The sequence below is a fragment of the Arthrobacter sp. Hiyo1 genome (genome assembly GCF_001263615.2).
In the GTDB taxonomy this organism is placed as follows: Bacteria; Actinomycetota; Actinomycetes; order Actinomycetales; family Micrococcaceae; genus Arthrobacter.
In genome coordinates, this window is sequence record NZ_DF952469.1 from 481263 (window position 1) to 485922 (window position 4660).

A 4660-nucleotide genomic window follows, 5' to 3' on the forward strand; every position below is an offset into this window, starting at 1 on the left:
TCCTGGACCCGATCCGGCGGGGCCTCGTCCGCCATGCAGTGCCCGTAATCGGCGAGACAACGCACCTCGCGATGTCTTCGCTCGGCGCCCGGGCGGAGGCCCTGGGGGCGGCCGCTTTGGTGTTCCAGCACGCCGGAATTAAGCAGTCCTAAACATTTCGTTACCACGCTGTTATCGCCGTCTTGCGTTAAAGTCTTGACGACAAGCGGTGTGATCCAGTTTACTTTCTCATCAGATAGGCTCGCCATCCCCGAGCCGACAACGACGTCAAACATTGGAGGCGCGAGGGTATGTCGACCCCCATAACGCACCAGGATCCGGTTCTCCTCGAGATGCGGTCCATCACCAAGGAGTTCCCCGGCGTGAAGGCGCTCTCGGACGTGAGCCTCCGGGTCAAGGTGGGCGAAATCCATGCGATCTGCGGCGAAAACGGTGCAGGAAAGTCCACGTTGATGAAGGTGCTCTCCGGGGTTTACCCCTACGGCAGCTACGACGGCGACATCGTGTACCAGGCGGAAGTCCAGCAGTTCAAGGACATCCGGGCCAGCGAACATGCGGGAATCGTGATCATCCACCAGGAACTGGCACTGATCCCCGAGCTGTCCATCATGGAAAACATCTTCCTCGGCAACGAACCCGTCCGGCGCGGCATCATCGACTGGGCCGAGGCACGCAAGCGGTCAATCGAACTCCTCGCACGGGTCGGCTTGCGCGAAGACCCGGATACCCCCATCAAGGAAATCGGCGTCGGCAAGCAGCAACTGGTGGAAATCGCCAAGGCGCTGAACAAGTCCGTCAAGCTGCTCATCCTCGACGAGCCCACGGCAGCCCTGAACGAATCGGACTCCCAGCACTTGCTGGACCTGATCCTTGGCCTCAAGGGCCGGGGCATCACGTCCATCATCATTTCCCACAAGCTCAACGAGATCGAGCAGATCGCGGACGAGATCACCATCATCCGCGATGGCAAGTCCATCGAGACGCTCAACGTCGTGGAAGACGGCGTCGACGAGGACCGGATCATCAAGGGCATGGTCGGGCGGACGCTCGAGTCCCGCTTCCCGGACCACACGCCGAAGATCGGCGAGGTGTTCTTCGAAGTCAAGGATTGGACGGTCGGGCATCCCCAGATCCAGGACCGCCTGGTCTGCAAGAACTCCAGCTTCCATGTGCGCCGGGGTGAAATCGTCGGCTTTGCCGGCTGATGGGCGCCGGGCGCACCGAGCTTGCCCGCTCCGTCTTCGGCCACTCCTACGGCCGGTTCATCTCGGGGCAGGTGTACAAGGACGGCAAACCGATCACCATGCGCAGCGTCCGCCAAGCGATCGACGCCGGTCTCGGCTACGTCACGGAGGACCGCAAGAGCCTGGGACTGAACCTCCTGGACGACATCAAGACCACCACGGTGTCTGCCAACTTGAAGAAGATCAGCCGGGGAATCGTTGTGGACACCAACAAGGAATTCATGGTGGCCGAGCAATACCGGAAGTCGCTGCGCACCAAAACGCCGTCGGTGGAGGAAGGCGTATCGAAGCTTTCCGGCGGAAACCAACAAAAGGTTGTTCTCGCCAAATGGATGTTCACTGATCCGGACCTTCTCATCCTGGATGAACCCACCCGCGGAATCGACGTCGGGGCCAAGTACGAGATCTACGGAATCATCCAGCAGCTGGCAAACCAAGGGAAGGGCGTGATTGTGATCTCCTCCGAACTTCCCGAACTGCTGGGCCTCTCCGACCGTATCTACACCATCTTCGAGGGCTCCATCACTGGCGTACTCAACAAGGACGAAGCCAGCCAGGAAAGCCTCATGAAGCTCATGACATCCAGCCGCAAAGCTGCCTGACCCCGGTCACCTCCAGAACCACACGGACACAAGGACCCAAAACAATGAACGCGCTCAAGAAGCTATTCGGTGGCAACACCCGCCAATTCGGCATGATCTTCGCCCTGGTTGCACTCGTCATCTTCTTCCAGATCTTCACCTCGGGCCGCACGCTCACCCCGGGCAACGTCATCAACCTCTTCAACGGCAACTCCTACATCCTGATCCTGGCCATCGGCATGGTCCTGGTCATCATCGCCGGCCACATCGACCTCTCCGTAGGTTCGGTAGCGGCCTTCGTCGGCATCTCGGTGGCCCTGGCCATCAGGGACTGGCACCTGCCCTGGTACGTAGCCGTCCTGTTCGGGCTCCTGCTCGGCGCCCTGATCGGAGCCTGGCAAGGATTCTGGACGGCATACGTCGGTATCCCGGCCTTCATCGTGACCCTTGCCGGCATGCTGCTGTTCCGCGGTTTCAACCAGTTCGTGGGCAAGTCCAACACCGTTCCGGTCCCGGAAGACTTCCAGTACCTGGGCTCCGGGTACCTGCCCGAGATAGGGCCGAAGACGGGGTATAACAACCTGACAATCCTGCTGGGCCTTATCGCCGTCGCATTCGTGATTGTCAGTGCGATCCGTTCCCGCCGCACCGCCCAGGCACTGGGTGCCGAAGTGCAAGAAGGCTGGGTGATGGTCACCAAGCTCGTGCTCGTCAATGCAGCCATCCTCTACGCCACGTACCTGTTCGCGACTGGCCGCCCCGGCACCTCGTTCCCCATCCCGGGCCTTATTCTGGCCGTGCTGGTCCTGATCTACGGTTTCATTTCCGCCAAGACGGTCATTGGCCGCCACATCTACGCAGTCGGCGGCAACCGCCACGCGGCCGAACTCTCCGGAGTCCAGTCCAAGAAGGTCAATTTCATGGTCATGATGAACATGTCCATCCTTGCCGGCCTCGCCGGCATGATCTTCGTGGGCCGCTCCACGGCTTCGGGTCCGTTCGACGGCGTCGGCTGGGAACTGGATGCGATCGCGGCCGTATTCATCGGTGGCGCAGCGGTCACCGGCGGCGTGGGCACGGTGATCGGCTCCATCGTTGGTGGCCTGGTCATGGCTGTCCTCAACAACGGCCTCCAACTGCTCGGCGTCGGCGCGGACCTCACCCAGATCATCAAGGGCCTCGTGCTGCTGGCGGCAGTTGCCTTCGACGTCTACAACAAGACGCAGGGCAAGAAATCGATCATCGGATTGATGATGAAGAACTTCGGCCGGAGCAGCGAAAGTGCCCCGGACGAGACGACCTCAACCAAGGAAGTCATCTCCAAGGAAGCCTGATCGGCTTCAAGACGGCTTGTTCCATCCACAACAAAGAAAGCGAACCAAGATATGCGAATGTTTGGTAAAGCAGGAAAGGCAGCAGCAGTAGCTGCGATCGCGGCACTGGCGCTGACGGCCTGCGGCCGTACGGACAGCGGCAGCTCCGGTGGCTCGTCAAGCGGCAGCGAGGCATTCCCCAAGGGTTCCTCGATCGGCGTCGCGCTCCCGCAGAAGACCAGTGAGAACTGGGTCCTGGCAGAGAAGCTCTTCAACGACGGGCTCACAAGCGCAGGCTTCAAGCCGGATGTGCAGTTCGCAAACGGTGGCGTTTCGGAGCAGCAGAACCAGATCAGCGCGATGATCACCAAGGGCGACAAGCTCATCATCGTCGGTGCCATCGACGGCGCCCAGCTGGGCACGCAGCTCAAGCAGGCCAAGGACGCCGGCGCTACGGTCATTGCCTACGACCGCCTGCTCCTGAACACCTCCAACGTGGACTACTACGTGGCCTACGACAACTTCAAGGTCGGTGTGCTGCAGGGCCAGGCCCTGCTGGACGGACTCAAGGCCAAGAAGCCGAGCGGCCCGTACAACATCGAGCTGTTTGCAGGTTCCCCCGATGACGCCAACGCGAAGGTCTTCTTCGACGGCGCCATGAGCATCCTGCAGCCGAAGATCGATGACGGAACCCTCAAGGTGGTTTCCGGCCAGAAGTCCTTCGAGCAGGCCGTCACCCAGGGTTGGAAGGCAGAGAACGCCCAGAAGCGCATGGACACCCTGCTCGCAGGTACCTACACGAGCGCTTCGCTGGACGGCGTGCTGTCCCCGAACGACACCCTGGCCCGCGCCATCCTGACCTCGGTCAAGGCGGCAGGCAAGCCGCTTCCGGTCGTGACCGGCCAGGACTCCGAGGTTGAGTCGGTCAAGTCCATCCTTGCGGGCGAGCAGTACTCCACCATCAACAAGGACACCCGCAAGCTCGTTGAGCACTCCATCACCATGGTCAACGACATCCAGTCCGGCAAGACCCCGGAGATCAACGACACCAAGTCCTACAACAACGGCGTCAAGACCGTGCCGGCGTACCTGCTGCCTCCGGTCATCGTGACCCTCGCCAACGTGAAGACGGCCTACGTGGACGATCCGGTCCTCGGCCCGATCACCAAGTAGTAGCTCTCCTCTAGGCACCAACGACGGCGGCCATCCCCACTCCAGGGGGTGGCCGCCGTCGGTGTGTCCGGCTCCATCCGCCGTCGCGCAACTCTTCACAGGCCCCGCATAGCTTCAGCAGCACAGCCGCACAGCCGCCGTGAGCACTGTTAGGTGAGCAGGCGCGCCGCTGGGGCGGGCCAGGTCCAGAAGGAGAATCGTGAGCGTCCTCGCCCGGAGTGTAGGCAATGCCTTCCGCAACAAGATAAGAACCGCGGCTGTAGTGGCAGTGCTGGCCGTCGCGATCGGGCTGGCGCTTGCCATGCTCGTGGCCAACCAAGTCGTTGGCGGCAAGGTCCAGGAGCTGAAC

At 61.5% G+C, this 4660-nt stretch carries 2 protein-coding genes and 3 pseudogenes; all 5 read left to right on the plus strand.

What is annotated here, in order from left to right; translation table 11 throughout:
* Positions 1 to 152, plus strand: a pseudogene (locus AHiyo1_RS26290) (ROK family transcriptional regulator); the annotation flags it as partial.
* 138 nt (positions 153 to 290) lie between these two features.
* Positions 291 to 1846 (plus strand): annotated as a pseudogene (mmsA, locus tag AHiyo1_RS06620) (multiple monosaccharide ABC transporter ATP-binding protein).
* Positions 1847 to 1890: 44 nt separating this feature from the next.
* The gene (gene mmsB, locus AHiyo1_RS06625; protein WP_059388014.1) at positions 1891 to 3159 is read left to right on the plus strand and encodes a multiple monosaccharide ABC transporter permease; all 1269 of its coding nucleotides are present in this window, start codon (positions 1891 to 1893) and stop codon (positions 3157 to 3159) included.
* Positions 3160 to 3210: 51 nt separating this feature from the next.
* Complete coding sequence (locus AHiyo1_RS06630) at positions 3211 to 4311, plus strand: substrate-binding domain-containing protein (protein ID WP_059388015.1); 1101 nt, start codon at positions 3211 to 3213, stop codon at positions 4309 to 4311.
* A 199-nt stretch (positions 4312 to 4510) separates the two neighbouring features.
* A pseudogene (locus AHiyo1_RS26295) lies at positions 4511 to 4660 on the plus strand (ABC transporter permease); the annotation flags it as partial.